General features: G+C 70.4%; 19 protein-coding genes. 12 read left to right on the forward strand and 7 right to left on the reverse strand.

Annotation, left to right across the window (positions count from 1 at the left end):
* Window positions 1-350: 350 nt before the first annotated feature.
* The 3 genes from OG432_RS27560 (at window position 351) to moaA (ending at window position 3,516) form a co-directional block, all read left to right on the forward strand.
* A complete protein-coding gene (locus tag OG432_RS27560; protein ID WP_328313660.1) occupies window positions 351-716 on the forward strand; it encodes a DUF485 domain-containing protein in 366 nt (121 codons plus the stop codon).
* On the forward strand, window positions 713-2,353 hold the full coding sequence (locus tag OG432_RS27565) for a solute symporter family protein (RefSeq protein WP_328313661.1): 1,641 nt from the start codon (window positions 713-715) through the stop codon (window positions 2,351-2,353). The genes OG432_RS27560 and OG432_RS27565 overlap by 4 nt, the downstream gene beginning before the upstream one ends.
* 173 nt (window positions 2,354-2,526) lie before the next feature.
* Window positions 2,527-3,516 (forward strand): GTP 3',8-cyclase MoaA, encoded by a 990-nt coding sequence (gene moaA, locus OG432_RS27570; RefSeq protein WP_328313662.1) that lies wholly within the window; start codon window positions 2,527-2,529, stop codon window positions 3,514-3,516.
* On the opposite strand, the gene OG432_RS27575 is transcribed toward moaA, so the two are convergent.
* Complete coding sequence (locus tag OG432_RS27575; protein WP_328313663.1) at window positions 3,499-3,747, reverse strand: hypothetical protein; 249 nt, start codon at window positions 3,745-3,747, stop codon at window positions 3,499-3,501. The two genes, moaA and OG432_RS27575, sit on opposite strands and share 18 nt — an antisense overlap.
* A gap of 194 nt (window positions 3,748-3,941) precedes the next feature.
* Window positions 3,942-4,316, reverse strand: a complete 375-nt coding sequence (locus tag OG432_RS27580; RefSeq protein WP_328313664.1) for a DUF3099 domain-containing protein — start codon at window positions 4,314-4,316, stop codon at window positions 3,942-3,944.
* 214 nt (window positions 4,317-4,530) lie between these two features.
* Between OG432_RS27580 and OG432_RS27585 the strand changes: the two genes are divergently transcribed.
* The gene (locus OG432_RS27585; protein WP_328313665.1) at window positions 4,531-4,806 is read left to right on the forward strand and encodes a GlsB/YeaQ/YmgE family stress response membrane protein; all 276 of its coding nucleotides are present in this window, start codon (window positions 4,531-4,533) and stop codon (window positions 4,804-4,806) included.
* A gap of 123 nt (window positions 4,807-4,929) precedes the next feature.
* Here OG432_RS27585 and tyrS read toward each other — a convergent pair whose 3' ends face one another.
* From tyrS to OG432_RS27600, 3 genes are all read right to left on the reverse strand, one after another.
* Window positions 4,930-6,198, reverse strand: coding sequence for a tyrosine--tRNA ligase (tyrS, locus tag OG432_RS27590; protein ID WP_328313666.1), 1,269 nt, complete (start codon window positions 6,196-6,198; stop codon window positions 4,930-4,932).
* Window positions 6,199-6,264: 66 nt separating this feature from the next.
* A complete protein-coding gene (locus tag OG432_RS27595; RefSeq protein WP_328313667.1) occupies window positions 6,265-7,674 on the reverse strand; it encodes a TldD/PmbA family protein in 1,410 nt (469 codons plus the stop codon).
* Complete coding sequence (locus OG432_RS27600) at window positions 7,671-9,182, reverse strand: TldD/PmbA family protein (protein ID WP_443058613.1); 1,512 nt, start codon at window positions 9,180-9,182, stop codon at window positions 7,671-7,673. The genes OG432_RS27595 and OG432_RS27600 overlap by 4 nt, the downstream gene beginning before the upstream one ends.
* A 209-nt stretch (window positions 9,183-9,391) precedes the next feature.
* Between OG432_RS27600 and fabG the strand changes: the two genes are divergently transcribed.
* From fabG to OG432_RS27615, 3 genes are all read left to right on the forward strand, one after another.
* Window positions 9,392-10,111: a 3-oxoacyl-[acyl-carrier-protein] reductase gene (gene fabG, locus OG432_RS27605; RefSeq protein WP_267053936.1), complete on the forward strand. Its 720-nt coding sequence runs from the start codon at window positions 9,392-9,394 to the stop codon at window positions 10,109-10,111.
* Between the two features lie 5 nt (window positions 10,112-10,116).
* Window positions 10,117-10,878, forward strand: coding sequence for an enoyl-ACP reductase FabI (fabI, locus tag OG432_RS27610; protein WP_328313669.1), 762 nt, complete (start codon window positions 10,117-10,119; stop codon window positions 10,876-10,878).
* Window positions 10,879-11,007: 129 nt separating this feature from the next.
* Window positions 11,008-11,385 carry a hypothetical protein gene (locus OG432_RS27615; protein ID WP_443058468.1) on the forward strand — a complete coding sequence of 126 codons (378 nt, stop codon included), beginning with the start codon at window positions 11,008-11,010 and terminating at the stop codon, window positions 11,383-11,385.
* Between the two features lie 18 nt (window positions 11,386-11,403).
* Here the strand turns inward: OG432_RS27615 and OG432_RS27620 are convergent, their stop codons facing one another.
* Entirely contained in the window at window positions 11,404-12,087 is a 684-nt protein-coding gene (locus tag OG432_RS27620) for a FadR/GntR family transcriptional regulator (RefSeq protein WP_328313670.1), read from the reverse strand.
* Window positions 12,088-12,177: 90 nt separating this feature from the next.
* Between OG432_RS27620 and OG432_RS27625 the strand changes: the two genes are divergently transcribed.
* The 4 genes from OG432_RS27625 (at window position 12,178) to OG432_RS27640 (ending at window position 14,579) form a co-directional block, all read left to right on the forward strand.
* Window positions 12,178-13,464 carry a CynX/NimT family MFS transporter gene (locus tag OG432_RS27625; RefSeq protein ID WP_328313671.1) on the forward strand — a complete coding sequence of 429 codons (1,287 nt, stop codon included), beginning with the start codon at window positions 12,178-12,180 and terminating at the stop codon, window positions 13,462-13,464.
* Between the two features lie 30 nt (window positions 13,465-13,494).
* Window positions 13,495-13,611, forward strand: a complete 117-nt coding sequence (locus OG432_RS27630) for an SGM_5486 family transporter-associated protein (RefSeq protein ID WP_262985314.1) — start codon at window positions 13,495-13,497, stop codon at window positions 13,609-13,611.
* 183 nt (window positions 13,612-13,794) lie between these two features.
* Window positions 13,795-14,001 carry a hypothetical protein gene (locus OG432_RS27635; protein WP_328313672.1) on the forward strand — a complete coding sequence of 69 codons (207 nt, stop codon included), beginning with the start codon at window positions 13,795-13,797 and terminating at the stop codon, window positions 13,999-14,001.
* A 59-nt stretch (window positions 14,002-14,060) separates the two neighbouring features.
* Window positions 14,061-14,579, forward strand: a complete 519-nt coding sequence (locus tag OG432_RS27640; protein ID WP_328313673.1) for a SixA phosphatase family protein — start codon at window positions 14,061-14,063, stop codon at window positions 14,577-14,579.
* A 115-nt stretch (window positions 14,580-14,694) separates the two neighbouring features.
* Here the strand turns inward: OG432_RS27640 and serB are convergent, their stop codons facing one another.
* A complete protein-coding gene (gene serB, locus OG432_RS27645; RefSeq protein WP_328313674.1) occupies window positions 14,695-15,936 on the reverse strand; it encodes a phosphoserine phosphatase SerB in 1,242 nt (413 codons plus the stop codon).
* A 491-nt stretch (window positions 15,937-16,427) separates the two neighbouring features.
* Here serB and OG432_RS27650 point away from each other — a divergent pair, with 491 nt between their 5' ends.
* Window positions 16,428-18,932: an ABC transporter ATP-binding protein/permease gene (locus tag OG432_RS27650; protein WP_328313675.1), complete on the forward strand. Its 2,505-nt coding sequence runs from the start codon at window positions 16,428-16,430 to the stop codon at window positions 18,930-18,932.
* Window positions 18,933-18,973: the final 41 nt, after the last annotated feature.

An 18,973-nucleotide genomic window follows, 5' to 3' on the forward strand; every position in this document is an offset into this window, starting at 1 on the left:
GTCTCCATGGGGTTGGCGGGACTCTCGGTACGTACGGACGTGAGGAACGGCGGCCGGGGCCGCGGGGCCGCCACGGGCGGGCGGACCGAGAAGCGAAGCTATCGCCGATCATCCGGGCGGATCAACGACTTCGGCCGATTCGCGCGACACGTCGTGCGGCCGGACCGGGGGTCCGCGCGGAACGCGCCACGGGCCGGCGGGAGAACGCGCCACGGACAAAAAACGGCCGCGGTGAACCGAGACGCCCCGCGCCCCGTGCCGTTGTCAGGGGGACCGCATCACCACCCCACAGCGAGGACCCCATGTCCGAACTATCCGTGCCCGCCGCATCCGCACCGCGAGGAGAATCCGTGGCCACCGACGCGTCGCCCCCCGAAGCCGGGGCGGTCCCCCGCCCGGCCCAGCCCAGTACCGAGGCGTTCGTCTCGGAGCAGCAGAGCGCCGAATTCGGTGAACTCCGCCGCGCCCACCGGTCGTTCGCCTTCCCGCTGACCGTCGCCTTCATCAGCTGGTACCTGCTGTACGTGCTGCTGTCCAGCTATGCGGGCGGCCTCATGGGCACCAAGGTCGTCGGCAACATCAACGTGGCGTTCGTCTTCGGCCTCGCCCAGTTCCTGACCACCTTCCTCATCGCCTGGTTCTACTCCCGGCACGCCGCGGCGAAGCTCGACCCCAAGGCCGAGGTCATCAAGCACCGCATGGAGGCCGACGCATGAGCCCCGCCCTCGTTCCCCTCGCCCTCCCGCTCGCCGCCTCCTCGACCACCGAGCACCGGCCGCTGATCATCACCCTGTTCGCGGTGTTCGTCGCCGCGACCCTCGCCATCACCGTGTGGGCGGGCCGCCAGACCAAGAACGCCTCCGACTTCTACGCGGGCGGCCGCCAGTTCACCGCGTTCCAGAACGGCCTCGCGGTCTCCGGCGACTACATGTCCGCGGCGTCCTTCCTCGGCATCGCCGGAGCCATCGCCCTGTTCGGCTACGACGGCTTCCTCTACTCCATCGGCTTCCTCGTCGCGTGGCTGGTGGCGCTCCTCCTGGTCGCCGAACCGCTGCGCAACGCCGGCCGCTACACGATGGGCGACGTGCTCGCCTACCGGATGCGCCAGCGCCCGGTCCGTACCGCGGCCGGCGCCTCCACCATCGTCGTCTCGATCTTCTACCTCCTGGCGCAGATGGCCGGCGCGGGCGTGCTCGTCTCGCTGCTGCTCGGCATCACCACCGACGCGGGCAAGATCCTCATCGTCGCGCTCGTCGGCGTCCTGATGATCCTCTACGTCACCATCGGCGGCATGAAGGGCACCACCTGGGTCCAGATGGTCAAGGCGGTCCTGCTCATCGCCGGCACCATCCTGATGACCTTCCTGGTGCTGCTCAAGTTCCACTTCAACGTCTCCGACCTGCTCGGCTCGGCGGCCGAGAAGAGCGGCAAGGGCTCGGCGTTCCTGGAGCCCGGCCTGAAGTACGGCGCCAGCGGCACGTCCAAGCTCGACTTCATCTCGCTCGGCATCGCCCTGGTGCTCGGCACCGCCGGCCTGCCGCACATCCTGATCCGCTTCTACACGGTGCCCACCGCGAAGGCCGCCCGTAAGTCGGTGAACTGGGCGATCGGCATCATCGGCGCCTTCTACCTGATGACCATCGCGCTCGGCTTCGGCGCGGCCGCGCTGGTCGGGCCCGCCGCCATCAAGGCGCAGAACCCGGCCGGCAACACCGCCGCCCCGCAGCTCGCCGAATATCTGGGCGGCGGCGTGGGCACCACGGGAGGCGCGACCCTGCTCGCGGTGATCAGTGCGGTCGCCTTCGCGACGATCCTCGCCGTCGTCGCGGGTCTCACCCTCGCCTCGTCCTCGTCCTTCGCGCACGACATCTACGCCAACGTCATCCGCAAGGGGAAGGCGACCGAGAAGGAGGAGATGAGAGCCGCCCGCTGGGCCACCGTCCTCATCGGCGCGGTCGCCATCCTGCTCGGCGCGTTCGCCCGCGACATGAACGTGGCCGGCCTGGTCGCGCTCGCCTTCGCCGTGGCCGCCTCCGCCAACCTGCCGACCATCCTCTACAGCCTGTTCTGGAAACGCTTCACCACCCAGGGCGCCCTGTGGTCCATCTACGGCGGCCTGTTCAGCTCGGTGTTCCTGGTGCTGTTCTCGCCCGTCGTCTCCGGCAACCCGAAGACCTCGATGTTCAAGGGCGTCGACTTCCACTGGTTCCCGCTGGAGAACCCCGGGCTCATCTCCATCCCGCTCGGCTTCCTGCTCGGCTGGATCGGATCGCTCCTGTCCAAGGAGGAGTCCGACCCGGGCAAGTACGCCGAGCTGGAGGTCAAGTCCCTCACCGGCGTCGGCGCCCACTGACGTACGACCGCACGGAGCGTGGCGGAGGCCGTGTCGTAGGGTCCTACGACACGGCCTCGCCGCACCTCGTGACAATCGGCCCCCGCAGTTGTCGTATCTCTCGCGTAGGCTCGGGTGTATACACATCCGCGCGATGTCCGATGAATCTTCGACGACGGGGGAGGGGGCCCACAGTGCTCATCGACACCTACGGCCGTGTGGCCACTGACCTGCGTGTCTCGCTCACGGACCGGTGCAATCTGCGGTGCACGTACTGCATGCCGGAAGAGGGGCTGCAGTGGCTCGCCAAGCCCGATCTGCTGACCGATGACGAGATCGTCCGCCTGATCCGCATCGCCGTCACCGACCTCGGCATCACCGAGGTCCGCTTCACCGGCGGCGAGCCGCTGCTCCGGCCCGGCCTGGTCGGGATCGTCGAGCGCTGTGCCGCCCTGGAGCCGCGCCCCAGGATGTCGATCACCACCAACGGCATCGGTCTCAAGCGGACCGCCGCCGCCCTGAAGGCGGCCGGCCTCGACCGCGTCAACGTCTCCCTCGACACCCTGCGCCCCGACGTGTTCAAGACACTGACCCGCCGCGACCGGCACAAGGACGTCATCGAGGGCATGGAGGCCGCCCGCGCGGCCGGCCTGACCCCGGTCAAGATCAACGCCGTCCTGATGCCCGGCCTCAACGACGACGAGGCCCCCGACCTGCTGGCCTGGGCCGTCGAGCACGACTACGAGCTCCGCTTCATCGAGCAGATGCCCCTCGACGCCCAGCACGGCTGGAAGCGCGACGGCATGATCACCGCCGGCGACATCCTGCGGTCGCTGCGCACGCGCTTCGCGCTCACCCCCGAGGGCGAGGACGAGCGGGGCTCCGCGCCCGCCGAACGCTGGGTGGTCGACGGCGGCCCGCACACCGTGGGCGTCATCGCCTCCGTGACCCGCCCGTTCTGCGGGTCCTGCGACCGCACCCGGCTCACCGCCGACGGCCAGGTGCGCACCTGTCTGTTCGCCCGCGAGGAGTCCGACCTGCGCGCCGCGCTGCGCTCGGACGCGGGCGACGAGGAGATCGCCCGGCTGTGGAAGCTGGCCATGTGGGGGAAGAAGGCCGGATCCGGTCTGGACGACCCCTCGTTCCTGCAGCCCGAGCGCCCGATGTCAGCGATCGGCGGCTGAGCCCTCCGAGCCGGTCGACTCCCACGCGGAGAGCGTCACCACATCCTTCAGGAAGCCCCGTACGCCCAGGAATTGGGAGAGGTGCTCGCGGTGCTCCTGGCACGCGAGCCACGTCTTGCGCCGCTCCGGCGTATGGATCTTGGGATTGTTCCAGGCCAGGACCCAGACGGCCGCGGCACGGCAGCCCTTGGCGGAACAGATGGGGGTCTCGTCGCCGGTCTCGTCACTCACAGAGACATTGTGCGGCATGCGGCCCCGCAGAAATGGCGACGCCGAGCAGCCACGGGGGGAGCTGCCCGGCGTCGGTCCGTCGCTCCGACGGGGGATGCGGAGCGCTTACGAAGTATGTCATGGGGGACCCGGTGTGGTGCACCGGAACTTCATGATTGATCTGAGGTTTTCTTGAGCTTGGCGGACGGTGTGCGTCAGCCCTGTTCGCGGAGGCGCGACGCGTGGTCATCGGCCGGGGGCTCCGCCGCGGACGGGGCGGAGCCGCCCATCGGGGCCGCGCCGAGCGCAGGGCGGGAAGGGGCGGGGACGAAGGTGGAGGGGAGCGAAGTCACGTTCTCCCGGCCCCCGTTGGCGAACACGACCGCCACATAGGGCAGCAGCGCGCCCAGTGCCAGCGTCACGATGGCGACGGGACGCTCGACGTTCCACAGCACCGCCGTGAGGATCACGGAAAGCGTGCGGATCGACATCGAGATCACGTAGCGGCGCTGCCGGCCCCGGACGTCCTCGTCGAGCGACCGGCGGGCTCCGGTGATCCGGAAGACCTGGCCGCTGCTCTGCTTCCGCATCACGTTCCACCACCCGAATTCCACGGCGGGCTCTCCCCGGCCCGGACTGCTCTCACCGTACGCCGCGGCTCCGCCGGGTTCGAGACCGGGGCGGCTCCTACCCGCGTGAATGGCGCAGTACATGCCACGTACGGACGAGTCCGACATGCGCCGTACGGGGTACGGGTCGAGACTGGCTGAACCTGCTCACGTCGAGCCGTACTAGGAGGCAGCCATGGGCTGGTTGTGGGCCATCATCGTGGGATTCGTACTCGGTCTCATCGCCAAGGCGATCATTCCCGGCAAGCAGCACAGTCCGCTCTGGCTGACCACCATCTTCGGCATCATCGGCGCCATCGTCGGCAACTCGATCGCGCGGGCCATCGGCATCGCCGAGACCAAGGGCATCGACTGGGGCCGGCACGGCCTCCAGATCGCCGCAGCCGTCGTCATCGTCTTCCTCGGCGACATGCTGTACATGGCGGTGCGGGGCAACAAGCAGAGAGCCTGACGGCACGCGCGAGGGGGGCGGCTCCGCGACGGAACCGCCCCCCTCACGCGTGCTCGCACCGGCCCGGTCCGGCTCCCGCGCGGGCCGCCGGTCAGGTGCCGGTGAACCGGAAGGTGAACCCGGTCAGGCGCCGGTGAACTCCACGGCCGCCAGGTTCTTCTTGCCGCGGCGCAGCACCAGCCAGCGCCCGTGCAGTAGCTCCCCGGCCGTGGCCACCGCGTCCTCGGCCGTCACCTTCACGTTGTTCACGTAGGCGCCGCCCTCCTTCACGGTGCGGCGGGCCGCCGACTTGCTGGCGACCAGACCGACCTCGGCGAACAGGTCGGTGAGCGGGCCGAGTTCGGACACCTTCGCGTTCGGCAGCTCGGACAGGGCGGCGGCGAGCGTCGCCTCGTCCAGCTCCGTCAGCTCGCCCTGGCCGAAGAGCGCCTTGGACGCGGCGGTCACCGCGGCCGTCTGCTCGGCGCCGTGCACCAGCGTCGTCAGCTCCTCGGCGAGCGCCCGCTGCGCGGCCCTGGCCTGCGGCCGCTCCTCGGTGAGCCGCTCCAGCTCCTCGATCTCCTCGCGGGACGCGAAGCTGAAGATCCGCAAGAACTTCGAGATGTCCCGGTCGTCCGCGTTCAGCCAGAACTGGTAGAAGGCGTACGGCGTGGTCCGCTCGGGGTCGAGCCAGACCGTGCCGGACTCCGTCTTGCCGAACTTGGTGCCGTCCGCCTTGGTGATCAGCGGCGTGGCCAGGGCGTGCACCTCGGCGTCCGGCTCGACCCGGTGGATCAGGTCGGTGCCGGCCGTGAGGTTGCCCCACTGGTCACTGCCGCCGGTCTGCAGCGTGCAGCCGTAGCGCCGGTTGAGCTCCAGGAAGTCCATCCCCTGCAGGATCTGGTAGCTGAACTCGGTGTAGCTGATGCCCGCGTCGGAGTTGAGCCGGCGCGAGACGGCCTCCTTCGCGATCATCTTGTTGACCCGGAAGTACTTGCCGACGTCCCGCAGGAAGCCGATCGCCGACAGGCCCGACGTCCAGTCCAGGTTGTTGACCATGGTCGCGGCGTGCGGGCCCTCGAAGTCGAGGAACCGCTCGATCTGGCCGCGCAGCCGCTCGACCCAGCCCGCCACGACCTCCGGCGCGTTCAGGGTGCGCTCCGAGTTGGGCTTCGGGTCGCCGATCAGGCCGGTGGCGCCGCCGACCAGGCCCAGTGGCCGGTTTCCCGCGAGCTGGAGCCGGCGCATGGTGAGGATCTGCACCAGGTTGCCGAGGTGCAGGCTGGGCGCGGTCGGGTCGAAGCCGCAATAGAACGTGACGGGACCGTCCGCGAACGCCTTGCGCAATGCGTCCTCGTCAGTGGAGAGGGCGATCAGCCCACGCCACTGCAGTTCGTCGACGATGTCCGTCACGGGTCTCTTGTCTCCTTCGGACGTGCTGTCCAGATGTGCTTGACGTGCTTACTGCCAGCACCGAGGTTATACGCCCCGGCTGACCGAGCTCATGTTGAAGTCGGGAACGCGCAGCGCGGGCATCGCGGTCCGGGTGAAGTAGTCGCTCCACTCCCTGGGCAGCGTCTTCTCGGTGCGCCCGGCCTCGGTGGCCCGCGACAGCACGTCGACCGGCGACTCGTTGAACCGGAAGTTGTTGACCTCGCCGACCACCTCGCCGTTCTCGACGAGGTACACGCCGTCCCGGGTCAGTCCGGTCAGGAGCAGCGTCGCCGGGTCCACCTCGCGGATGTACCACAGGCACGTCAGGAGCAGACCCCGCTCGGTGGCGGCGACCATCTCGTCCAGGGAGCGCTCGCCGCCGCCGTCCAGGACGAGGTTCCCGGCGGGCGGCGTGACGGGCAGGCCGGTGAGGCGGGCGCTGTGCCGGGTGGTGACCAGGTTCTCCAGGCGGCCGTCGCGGATCCAGTCGGTCGCGCCGATGGGAAGACCGTTGTCGAACACCGACGCGGTGTCGCCCGAGGAGTGCGCCACCATGAACGGCGCGTAGGCGAGGCCCGGTTCGTTCGGGTCGCTGCGCAGCGAGAGCGGCAGCCGTGCGAGGGTCTCGCCGACGCGGGTGCCGCCGCCCTGCTTCGAGAACACGGTCCGGCCCTCGGCGGCGTACCGGGCCGAGGCCGACCAGATCTGGTAGATCAGCAGATCGGCCACGGCGGTCGGCGGCAGCAGCGTCTCGTACCGCCCGGCGGGCAGCTCGACGCGGCGCTCGGCCCAGCCGAGCCTGCGGGTGAGCTCCTCGTCGAGGGCGCCCGGATCGACGTCGGTGAAGTCCGCGGTGGTCCGGCCCGCCCAGGCCGAGCGGGCGGGGCCCCCGGCGGTCGCGGCGGCCTTCGCGTTGAGTTCAAGGGTGCCGTTGGGCTGGTCGTGACGCAGCCGCAGGCCCGTGGACGTGCCCAGGTACGTGCTGGTCAGCTCGTGGTTGGCGAACCCGTACAGCGCGCGTCCGCCCGCCTTGGCGCGAGCGAAGGCCGCGCCGAGCGCGGGCGCGAAATCGGCGAACACGGCGGAGGTGGTCTCGGCCGGCCCTTCGGTGAAGTCCGCCGACTGCGGGACTCCGGTGACCAGCGGCTGGGCGTCCTCGGACGGCCCGGCGGCCCGCGCGGCGGCCTCGGCGGCCCGCACCAGCGGCTCCAGGTCGGCGGCGGTGACGGCCGAGCGCGACACGACACCGGATGCGGTGCCCTCCGCGCCGTCGACCGTCGCGATCACGGTCAGCGTCCGCCCGCGGGTGACGCCGTTGGTGGTCAGCGCGTTGCCGGCCCAGCGCAGGTTCGCCGAGGAGTGCTCGTCGGCGATGACGACACAGCCGTCGGCGGTGGACAGCTCCAGGGCCCGCTCGACGATCTCGTGCGGCTTGACGGTCGTACGGGAACTCATCGACCCGCCTCCTGAGCGGTGTTGAGGATGTTGACGTCGCGGAACAGGGCGGAGGGGCAGCCGTGGGAGACCGCCGCGATCTGCCCCGGCTGGGCCTTGCCGCAGTTGAAGGCGCCGCCCAGGACATAGGTCTGGGGGCCGCCCACCTTCTCCATGGAGCCCCAGAAATCCGTGGTCGTCGCCTGGTAGGCGACATCGCGGAGCTGGCCCGCGAGGCGTCCGTTCTCGATGCGGAAGAAGCGCTGGCCGGTGAACTGGAAGTTGTAGCGCTGCATGTCGATCGACCACGAGCGGTCGCCGACCACATAGATGCCGCGCTCGACCCCGCCGATCAGATCCTCCGTGGAGAGCCCGCCCGGCTCCGGTGCGAGTGACACGTTGGCCATCCGCTGGACGGGCACGTGCTCGGCCGAGTCGGCGAAGGCGCAGCCGTTGGAGCGGCCAAGGCCCGTCAACTTGGCGGTGCGGCGGTCGAGTTGGTAACCGACCAGGGTGCCGTCCTTCACCAGGTCCCAGGACTGCGCCTCGACGCCCTCGTCGTCGTAGCCGATGGTGGCGAGCCCGTGCTCGGCGGTGCGGTCGCCGGTCACGTTCATCACTCGCGAGCCGTACGCCAGCTTGCCCAGCTGGTCGAACGTGGCGAACGAGGTGCCCGCGTACGCCGCCTCGTAGCCGAGTGCCCGGTCGAGCTCGGTGGCGTGGCCGATCGACTCGTGGATGGTCAGCCACAGGTTGGACGGGTCCACCACGAGGTCGTAGCGACCGCTCTCGACGGCGGGCGCCCGCATCTTCTCGGCCAGAAGCGAGGGGATCTCCGCGAGCTCGGAATCCCAGTCCCAGCCCGTGCCCGTCAGGTACTCCCAGCCGCGCCCGGCCGGCGGCGCGAGGGTGCGCATCGAGTCGAACTCGCCGCTCGTCCGGTCCACCGCGATCGCCGTGAGCTGAGGGTGCAGCCGCACCCGCTGCTGGGTGGTCACGGTGCCCGCCGTGTCCGCGTAGAACTTGTTCTCGTGCACCGTGAGCAGCGAGGCGTCCACGTGCTCCACCCCGTCGGCGCGCAGCAGCCGCGCGCTGAAGTCGGCGAGCAGCGCGCTCTGGTCCTCGTCCGCCACCGTGAAGGGGTCGATCTCGTACGAGGAGACCCAGGTCTTCTCCGAGTGCACCGGCTCGGCCGCGAGCTCCACCCTCTCGTCCGACCCGGCGGCCGCGATGACCTGCGCGGACAGCTTGGCCATGGCCACCGCGGCGGAGGCCACCTTGGCGGCCGCGCCCATGGTCGGATCGACCCCGGAGGCGAATCCCCAGGCACCGCCGTGCACGACGCGGACCGCGTAGCCGAGGTCGGTGGTGTCGGAGGAGCCGGCGGGCCGGGCGTCCCGCAGCCGCCGGGACGCGCTGCGCACCCGCTCGAAACGGAAGTCCGCGTGGTCGGCGCCGAGCGCGCGGGCGCGGGCCAGAGCCGCGTCGGCGAGCGCCCGCAAGGGGAGCGCCGTGAAGGCTTCGTCGATGGAATGGGTCCCAGTTGGCACAGCTGTCTCCCTGTCGTATGCGACCGGCCGCCCCGATCATGTCGCGTCCGGAGCCTTGCTGACTACGCCCTTTCTGTAGGGACCCGACAGCGCTCGTTCCATGCCACTGTCAGGGCTCGATTCCTCGTAAGTAGGGCGGTACCGATAGTTTGCGGGAGTACGAATCCGCCTATCGAAAGGGTGATCCGTTGAGCCGCTCGGTTCTCGTCACCGGAGGTAACCGGGGCATCGGCCTCGCCATCGCCCGCGCTTTTGCCGAGAGCGGCGACAAGGTCGCGATCACGTACCGCTCCGGAGAGCCGCCGGCCGCGCTCGCCGAACTGGGCTGCCTGGCCGTCAGGTGTGACATCACCGACGCCGAGCAAGTGGAGCAGGCCTACAAGGAGATCGAGGAGAAGCACGGTCCGGTGGAGGTCCTGGTCGCCAACGCGGGCATCACCAAGGACCAGCTCCTGATGCGGATGTCCGAGGACGACTTCACGTCCGTGCTCGACACCAACCTCACCGGCACCTTCCGTGTGGTCAAGCGCGCCAACCGCGCCATGCTGCGCGCGAAGAAGGGCCGCGTGGTCCTGATCTCCTCGGTCGTCGGACTCCTCGGCTCGGCGGGCCAGGCCAATTACGCCGCCTCCAAGGCGGGCCTGGTGGGCTTCGCCCGGTCGCTGGCGCGTGAGCTCGGCTCCCGGAACATCACTTTCAACGTCGTCGCACCCGGTTTCGTCGACACCGACATGACCAAGGTGCTCACCGAGGAGCAGCGCGCGGGCATCGTGTCCCAGGTGCCGCTCGGCCGCTACGCGCAGCCCGAGGAGATCGCCGCCGCGGTGAAGTTCCTCGCCTCCGACGACGCCTCGTACATCACTGGAGCCGTCATCCCGGTTGACGGCGGATTGGGCATGGGTCACTGATCACCATGAGCGGAATTCTCGAGGGCAAGCGCATCCTCATCACGGGTGTGCTGACGGAGTCCTCCATCAGCTTCCACGCGGCCAAGGTCGCGCAGGAGCAGGGCGCGGAGATCATCCTCACCGCGTTCCCGCGGCCCACCCTGACCGAGCGCATCGCCAAGAAGCTCCCCAAGCCCGCGAAGGTCATCGAGCTCGACGTGACCAACCAGGAGCACCTCGACCGCCTCGCGGGCCTGGTCGAGGACGAGCTCGGCGGCCTGGACGGCGTCGTGCACTCGATCGGCTTCGCGCCGCAGGGCGCCTTCAACTTCCTGGAGGCGAGCTTCGAGGACGTCGCGACCGCGATGCACGTCTCGGCGTTCTCCCTGAAGTCGCTCACCATGGCCTGCCGTCCGCTGATGCCGAACGGCGGATCCGTCGTCGGCCTCACCTTCGACGCCCAGTTCGCCTGGCCGAAGTACGACTGGATGGGCCCGGCCAAGGCCGCGCTCGAAGCGACCTCGCGCTACCTCGCCCGCGACCTGGGCAAGGAGAACTTCCGCTGCAACCTGATCTCGGCCGGGCCGCTCGGCTCGATGGCCGCCAAGTCCATCCCGGGCTTCTCGGACCTCGCCGACGTGTGGAACACCCGCTCCCCGCTGTCGTGGGACATGGCCGACCCCGAGCCGGCCGGCCGCGGCATCGTGGCGCTGCTCTCGGACTTCTTCCCGAAGACCACCGGCGAGATCATCCACGTCGACGGTGGCGTGCACATGATGGGCGCGTAACACCCGAACGCCCCGCGGCGGCCGCCCACCGACCCGTTCGGTGGGCGGCCGCCGTGCGTGGAGCGCGACCGGACCGCAGACTGATCGAACCGGACGGGCCGGACAGTCGAACGGGGAGGAGGTGGCGCGGTGTCGCGCCCCCTGCGTGTCGCGGAGCGCCGGGCCCTGGCCCTGCTCTTCCTCCTGCTCGTCACGGCGGCCGGTCTCGCGGCTCCGTCCGTGGTGCGCGCCGCGACCGCCCCCGAGGCCGTGCCCGCGACGCCGGCGCCCGAGCCGTTCGGCGCCGCCTGCCGGGCCTCGGTACAGGGCTCGCACGTCGTCGCGTACTGCCACAACCCCTACCCGGACACCGACCGGGTGGCGCTGCACACCGACTGCGCGATGTGGTGGGACCTGGACGCGGACGCGGCGCCGGTGGACGTGGCCCCGGGCCAGACCGTGCGGCTCACCGACCGGTGCTGGAAGGGCGTCGGCGCGGTGTGGATGACCCACCAGAAGGTGTCCTGACCGAGGCGCGGCCGGGGCTCAGTGGCCCGCGAGCCGCTCCGGCAGGCAGATGAAGGCGTGGGCCGCGGCCTCCGAAGCGGCCGTCTCCGCGTCGCCCGCCCGGATCGCGTCGACCATGCGGCTGTGGTCCATGTGGCGCTCCGGGGTCATGTCGAGGGCCACGTCGTCCCGCAGCCAGTCGCGCAGCAGATGGCCGAGGTCCGCGTACAGCTCGGTCAGTACGTCGTTGTGCGAGGCGGCGACGACCGCCAGGTGGAGCGTGGCGTCGGCCGCGACGAAGGCCTCCCGGTCGCCGGACGCCCAGGCCTCCTCCCGCCGTTCGAGCAGCGTGTCCAGCTGCTTGAGCTCGCGCTCGGTACGCCGCTCCGCGGCCAGCTTCGCCGCCGCCGACTCCAGGGTGGAGCGCAGCTCGGCCACGTGGCGCGGATCGGCGCCGGAGAACCTGCGGTGCATCACCCCGGCCAGCTCGCTCGTCGCCACGACGTAGGTGCCCGAGCCCTGCCGGATGTCGAGCAGACCGTTGTGGGCCAGGGCGCGCACGCCTTCGCGGACGGTGTTGCGCGCCACTCCGAGCTGCTCGACCAGCTCCGGCTCGGTCGGGATGCGTGATCCCACCGCCCACTCGCCCGAGGTGATCTGGTTGCGCAGCTGCGCGATCACCTGATCGACGAGGGCGGACCGCCGGGGAGAGCTCAGCGTCATGGTGCTCCTGTCCGAGAAGGGGCTGTGAAGTCCGAGAAGGGGCCGTGAACGATTGGACAACCAATCATCCCATGATTCTATGATGGCCTCATGGCCGACGAAGAAACCACCACGCTGAGCCCCGCGCCCACCGCCCCCGCCGCCCTCCCGGAAGCCCCCGCCACCGCGGGCCGGGCGCCGTCGTGGACGCGGTGGCTGGTGCCGCTCGCGCTGGTGCTCGCCGCCGTCAACCTGCGCCCCGCCATCACCAGCCTCGGCTCGCTGATGAAGGAGGTCACCGGCGGCCTGGGCATGAGCGACGGCATCGCGGGCGTCCTCACCTCGGTACCCGCGTTCTGCTTCGCCGTCTTCGGCATCATGGCGCCGCGCCTGGCCCGCCGCTTCGGCCCCGGAGCCGTCGTCTTCGCCGGCATGGCCGCCATCACCGCGGGACTGCTGCTTCGTCCCTTCGCGGGCGGCACCGCCGGCTTCCTCGCGGCCAGCGCGCTCGCCCTGATGGGCATAGCCGTCAGCAACGTCCTGATGCCGGTGATCGTCAAGCGGTACTTCCCCGACCGCGTCGGCTCCATGACCGGCCTCTACTCGATGGCGCTCGCCGCGGGCACCTCGCTCGCCGCGGTCACCACCGTCCCCGTCACCGACGCACTGGGCGGCAGCTGGCGCCAGGGCCTCGGCATCTGGGCGCTGCTCGCCGTCGTCGCCGTGGCGGCCTGGATCCCGCTGACCCGTGACCGCTCGGGAAACATGGAGCCGGCCCCCAGTAGCCGCGTGGAGGCAGCGCCCGCGCTGCGCATCACCCGTAGCGGCACGGCCTGGGCGCTCGCCTGCTTCTTCGGGCTCCAGGCCACCGGCGCCTACATCACCATGGGCTGGATGCCGACCATCTTCCGCGACGCGGGCGTCTCGGCCGGCACCGCGGGGCTGCTGCTCTCCATCACCATGGTCATGGGCGTGCCGCTGGGCTTCGTCATCCCGTGGCTCGTCAACCGGCTGCGCAGCCAGGGCCCCATCGTCGTCGCGCTCGGCGTCTGCGGTCTGGCCGGCTACGCGGGGCTCTACCTGGCACCGGCCGCGGGCGCCTGGGCCTGGGCACTGCTCCTCGGCGTCTCCAACTGCGCCTTCCCGCTCGCCCTCACGATGATCAGCAAGCGGTCGCGCAGCCACGCCGGCGTGGTGCGCCTGTCCGCCTTCGCCCAGTGCGTCGGCTACCTGCTCTCCATCCCGGGCCCCCTCCTGGTCGGCGTCCTGCACGACCGCAGCGGCGGCTGGGACCTGCCCATCGCGCTGATGGCGGCCCTCATGGTGCCGCAGATCGTCGTCGGCATCCTGGCGGGGCGCGACCGTACGATCGAGGACGAGGCCGGGGCCCGGCGATAGCGGGCCAAAGCGGGATGCGACACTGACCGCATGCCAGTGCTCGAACCCAATCCGCAGAACAGCCACAAGAAGCTCCTGCTCGTGCTCGGCGCGATGCTCGCCGTCACGGTCGTCGTCGCCATCATCGCGACGATCGCCTCGCCCTGACCGCTCGCCCGGCCCCGGCCCGGCCGTGGTGGGGCTAGCCCCACCATCCCCTAGGGGGTCAGGGTCAGGGTGAAGTGGGTGGGTCACCGGATGGGGCGGGACCCGGCGGATCCGTAGATTCTGACGTGCGGCGAACGACCGGTTCGTACGCGGCACTCGAACCCGCAATCCACGGAGGCGGTCATGTCGGCCCACACCCACCCCAGGTCCCCCCAACCGACCGCCGGTGGCGTCGACTTCAAGCTGCCGTGGTGGGGCGTGGTGCTGCCCGCCATCGCGTTCTTCGTGCTCCTCGCGCTCGTCGTGGGATCGGGTGACGCCCACGCGGCCTCCGGCGACGGCACCCTCAACCACCTCGTCGCCCGCATCCAGCACACCCTCGCGAACTAGCGGGCCGAGCCCTCCAACACCGTGCGCCCGTTGGCCTGATTCATGCGAAGCTGGACGGTATGAGCGCCGACACACCGCACAGGATCGTCCTCCTCAGGCACGCCAAGGCCGACTGGCCCGAGGTGTCCGACCACGACCGGCCGCTCGCCGAGCGCGGCCGGGCGGACGCCCCGGCCGCGGGCCGTCACCTCGCGGAGTCCGGCATCGCCTTCGACCTCGCCCTCTGCTCCAGCGCGCTCAGGACCCGCGAGACCTGGAAGCTCGCCGTGCACGAACTCGCGCACCGCCCCAAGACGGTGTACGAGGACAGGATGTACGAAGCCTCCCTCGGCGATCTGATCGCGCTGCTCAACGAGACGCCCGACGAGGTCGCCGACCTGGTGCTCATCGGGCACAACCCCGGCATGCACGCGCTCGCCGACGCGCTCGCGGGCCAGGCCGAGGGCGATGTGCTGTCGCGGATGAACCGCAGCGGCTTCCCGACCTCCGCCATCGCCGTGCTCACCTTCGACGGCTCCTGGAAGTCCGTCGAGCACGGCGTGGCCAAGCTCGTCCAGTTCTGGGCACCGCACGCCTGAGCCGCCGATGCGGGGCCGCTCCGCGAACGGTTGCGGACCGCGACCCCGCTGCTCCACGACGAGACGAAGGCCCCGGCGCACCGCCGGGGCCTTTCGCGTGCCGTGCGGGGCGGGCTCAGTCCAGGACGCCGTCGGCGGCCTCGACCTCTTCGCGGGTGATGCCGAGCAGATAGAGCACGGTGTCGAGGAAGGGCACGTTCACCGCGGTGTGCGCGGCCTCCCGCACCACGGGCTTGGCGTTGAAGGCGACGCCGAGGCCCGCCGCGTTCAGCATGTCGAGGTCGTTGGCGCCGTCACCGATCGCCACGGTCTGCGCCAGCGGCACCCCGGCCTGCGCGGCGAACTCCCGCAGCAGCCGCGCCTTGCCGGCCCGGTCCACGATCTCGCCGGTGACCCGGCCGGTGAACTTGCCGTCCTCGATCTCCAGGGTGTTGGCGGAGGCGAAGTCGAGCCCGAGCTCGTCCTTGAGCCCGTCGGTGACCTGGGTGAACCCGCCGGACACCACGCCGACCTGATAGCCGAGCGCCTTGAGCGTACGGACCAGAGTGCGGGCGCCCGGCGTCAGCCGGACCTCCGCCCGCACCTTGTCCACCACCGAGACGTCGAGGCCGCGCAGCAGCGCCACCCGGGCGTGCAGCGACTGCTCGAAGTCCAGCTCGCCGCGCATCGCGGCGGCCGTCACCCCGGCGACCTCGTCCTCGCAGCCGGCGTGCGCCGCGAACAGCTCGATGACCTCGTCCTGGATCAGCGTGGAGTCGACGTCCATCACGACGAGCCGCTGGGCCCGCCGGTGCAGACCCGCCGAGACGACGGCCACGTCCACCCCGAGGGCGGCGGCCTCGGTCGCGAGCGCGGTGCGCAGCGTCCCCGTCGCCACACCCGACACGGCGAACTCCACTGCCGTGACCGGGTACTTGGCGAGCCGGAAGATGCGGTCGATGTTGCCGCCGGTGCCGGCGATACGGGCCGCTATGGCCGCCGTGGACTCGGCGGTCAGCGGGTGGCCGAGCACCGTGACGTGCGAACGGCCGCTGCCGCGCGGCCTGTTGTCGCCGATGCCGGAGATGATCTCGGCTTCCAGCTTGAGCGAATCGGCCCAGCTGTGCACGGTCGCGCGCAGCTCGCCCGGGGTCGCCACGGTCGGCTCGGTGACGAGCGCGCACAGCACGAGGCGGCCGCGGGAGACGACCTGTTCGATGTCGACGACGTCGACGGCGTAGGCGGCGAGGGTGTCGAAGAGCCCGGCGGTGATGCCCGGACGGTCCTTGCCGAAGATCTTGACGAGGAGCGTCGGTACGTCAGAGCTCTGACCGGCGTCGGAGCTCCGGCCGGCGGGGGGCAGGGGCGATGGCGTCATGGTGCCTCCACCGTATCCGGCCCCGGCGCCCGCCCCGCACGCCGTCCCGCCCAGCGGACAGGGCTCCCTCCAACGGCCCCGGTCGGCGCCGGGGCGACCTCTCCGGGCTCGGTCCCGCCAGGTCCCGCCCGTGGCCGGCCGGCCCGGCCGACCGGCTCGGCCGGCTGGTGACGGCGCCTTGCGGGGCCGGATCCTTTTGAGCCGCATAGGCACCCTTTATGGGCGCACATCATGATCCGTCCGCAGTCATGGTCTCTTACCGCCCTCAATGGGCTTTTGTCCTATGCCAATGAGGGCGTTCCGGAGCCCTGTTGCAGGACCGCGACGGGACTGTGCCCGGTCTGTGCACCTAATTCACAAGGCCCGGGTTTCGGATACGAGGCCGGGCCTGAAATAGTTCCCCACGATGTTCACCATCCCTAGACTCCCGGTGTCGGGAGTAACGGGCCTCCGGCGCGGAGGTCTTTCGGGGGACGACAAGTGGGGCTGGAGTGCCGGAACTCGTACTGGAATTGAATGGCAGCACCTGGACGCTCGATCCGTCCAGGTCGTACACCCTGGGACGTGATCCGCAGGGTGACCTCGTCGTGGACGACGCCAGAGTCTCGTGGCGGCACGCCACGATCAGCTGGAGCGGCCGCAGTTGGGTCATCGAGGACCACGGATCCACCAACGGCACCTATGTGCGGGGCCAGCGCATCCATCAGATGGACATCGCTCCCGGCTCCTCGGTCCACCTCGGCAACGCGACCGACGGCCCGCGGCTGAATCTGTCCGGTGCCGCCGCGGCCGCCTACGCCCAGCCCGCCCCCGCCCAGCAGGCGCAGGCGGCCCCCGTCCATCCGCAACCGCAGCAGGCCCCGCCCCAGCAGGGGGGATGGCCGCAGCAGCCGCAGGCGCCGCAGCAGTCCTGGCAGCAGCAACAGCAGCAGCCGCAGTTCCCGCACCAGGGCGACGGCCCCGCGGGCACCCCGCCCGTGTACGGGGACCGCAGCCCGACCACGTTCCACCAGGTCGCGCTCGGCCGTGTCATGCGCATCGGCCGTGCCCTGGAGAACGAGCTGGTCGTCTCCGACCTCCAGGTCTCGCGTCACCACGCCGAGTTCCACGCGACGCCCGACGGCCGGATGGAGATCCGTGACCTCGGCTCCCACAACGGCACCTATGTCAACGGTCAGCCGATCGCCAAGGGCGGCAGCATCCTGCTCGGCCCGCAGGACATCGTCGGCGTCGGCCACTCGACCTTCCGCATCGTCGGCGACCGCCTCGAAGAGTTCGTCGACACCGGTGACGTCTCCTTCTCCGCCCGTGGCCTGACCGTCACGGTCGACGGAGGCAAGGACATCCTCAAGGACGTCTCCTTCGGCGTCCCCGAGAAGTCCCTCATCGCGGTCATCGGCCCCTCGGGCTCCGGAAAGTCGACCCTGCTCAAGGCGCTCACCGGCTACCGGCCCGCCAACAAGGGCGACGTCCTCTACGACAACCGCAACCTCTACAAGCAGTTCGCCGAGCTCCGCCAGCGCATCGGTCTGGTCCCGCAGGACGACATCCTGCACAAGGAGCTGACCGTCAAGAAGGCGCTGAAGTACGCGGCCAAGCTGCGCTTCCCCGCCGACACCACCGAGACCGAGCGCCAGCAGCGCATCGACGAGGTGCTGCGCGAGCTCAAGCTGGACATCCACAAGGAGAAGAAGGTCACCTCCCTCTCCGGTGGCCAGCGCAAGCGCGTCTCGGTCGCCCTTGAGCTCCTCACCAAGCCGTCGCTGATCTTCCTCGACGAGCCCACCTCGGGTCTCGACCCGGGCATGGACCGCGACGTCATGCAGCTCCTGCGCGGCCTCGCCGACGACGGCCGCACCGTCCTCGTGGTGACCCACTCGGTGGCCGAGCTCGCGATCTGCGACAAGCTGCTCGTGATGGCGCCGGGCGGCTCGGTCGCCTACTTCGGGCCGCCCGAGGAGGCACTGAACTTCTTCGGTTACGGGACCTGGGCCGACGTCTTCTCCGCCTTCGAGAGCTACCGCGACTACGACTGGGCGGGCCGCTGGAAGGGCTCGCAGCACTACCAGATGTACGCCGCGGACATCGACGCCGTCGCCCCGCAGTCGGTGCAGATGCCACCGGCCCAGGCGATGAAGCCGCCCAAGCCCCAGGGCTGGGTCTCCCAGCTGTGGACGCTGATGCGCCGCTACGTCTCCGTCATCGCCTCCGACAAGGGCTTCCTCGCCCTGTCGGTGGCCCTGCCCGCGGTGATCGGCTCGGTCAGTGTCGTCATCCCGGCGAAGTTCGGGCTCGCGCCGCCGACCCCGCCGTCCCGGTTCAACGGCGACGCCGGCACGATCATGCTGATCCTCGCCGTCGGCATGTGCTTCTCCGGCGCGGCCAACTCCGTACGAGAACTGATCAAGGAACGGGTCATCTACGAACGGGAACGGGCCACCGGCCTGTCCCGCTCGGCGTACCTGATGTCCAAGATCCTGGTGCTCGGTGTCATCACGGCCTTCCAGGGCGTGATCCTCTGCGTGATCGGCTTCTCCACGCGCAAGCTGCCCGCCGAGGGCCTGGTGATGCCGCCCGCGGTCGAGATGTGCCTGGTCGTGATCGCGCTCGGCTTCACCTCGATGATGTTCGGCCTGATCATCTCCTCGCTGGTGAAGACCTCCGAGAAGACGATGCCGCTCCTGGTCATGTTCGCCATCGTGCAGGTCGTCTTCACCGGCATCCTGTTCAAGCTGTACGACTCGGTGGGCCTTGAGCAGTTCGCCTGGCTGATGCCGTCGCGCTGGGCCATCGCCGGCGTCGGCACGACGCTCGACCTCTCGCACCTGATGGCGCCGATGGACCAGAGCGACCCGACCAATCTCGACCCGCTGTGGAAGCACGACGCCACCCAGTGGTTCGTGAACATCTCGGTGCTGCTCGTCATCGGCATCGTCCTCGGCTTCCTCGTGGCGCGCCTGCTGCGCCGCCACGAGCCCGAGGTCATGCGCAAGTAACCGCGTACGCCGGACGCCGAAGGGCGGCACCCCGCACGGGG

Source organism: Streptomyces sp. NBC_00442 (assembly GCF_036014195.1).
GTDB lineage: Bacteria > Actinomycetota > Actinomycetes > Streptomycetales > Streptomycetaceae > Streptomyces.